Here is an 849-nt window from a genome sequence, read left to right on the forward strand (position 1 = left end):
AACATTGCCATGCTCAAATGCTTGTCTAAGTATTTTAAAAGGCTTTTGAGAACTAATTTCGTGGACAGGGGATATCTCTGGATTCGCTGAGGCTTCGAGCTTGTTTCGACGACCACCAGTATCAGCCTGGCTCAGCATTAGTCTATAAATTGCAGGGTTTTCTACGGCAAACTGAACGTAGGCGACGCCGTAGTTAAATACCAAATCCCATGGATCAGTATAGCTCTTCTTAATATCTATCAAGCGTTTAGTTAGGTCATCGAAGCCTGATGCAGCGATAGCTTGTAAGAGCTCTTTCTTGTTCTTAAAGTGAGTATAAGGTGCCATATGCGACACCCCTACTTCTGCGGCAATGGCTCTTAAAGATAGAGCATCTACGCCTTTAATTTTTAATATGTCTTTAGCTGACTCAACTAATGCCGTCTTCAAGTCACCATGGTGATATGGCTTACTTTCAGCACTAATTGAGGCGTCACCTTGGGACTTAGAACTAGACATCCAGGTTTGTTACTTCCAAAGCATTTGTCTGAATAAAGTCTCGTCTTGGTTCAACTTCATCACCCATTAAGGTCGTAAAGATCTGATCAGCGGCAACCGCATCTTCGATATTTACTTTCATCATACGGCGACTTTCTGGGTCCATCGTTGTTTCCCAGAGCTGCTCAGGGTTCATCTCACCTAGACCTTTATATCGCTGAATATAAAGACCACGCTGAGCTTCCTTCATTAGAACCTCTAAACCTTGCTTAAAATCAGTGATCGCAAACTGTTTTTCACCACGCTTAATAAAGCTATTCTCACTGAAAATACCTTCAAGAGACTTCGCCATCGTGACAATTTTTTCATAAC

1 protein-coding gene and 1 pseudogene are annotated in these 849 nt (G+C 42.0%); both read right to left on the bottom strand.

Annotation, left to right across the window (positions count from 1 at the left end):
* The coding region (locus A3766_RS15165) for a TetR/AcrR family transcriptional regulator (protein WP_068642457.1) at positions 1 to 498 on the bottom strand (498 nt) is incomplete at its 3' end.
* Positions 491 to 849 (bottom strand): annotated as a pseudogene (gene gyrB / locus A3766_RS15170) (DNA gyrase subunit B); the annotation flags it as partial. The gene A3766_RS15165 and the pseudogene gyrB, both read right to left, overlap by 8 nt.

Source organism: Oleiphilus sp. HI0132 (assembly GCF_001635845.1).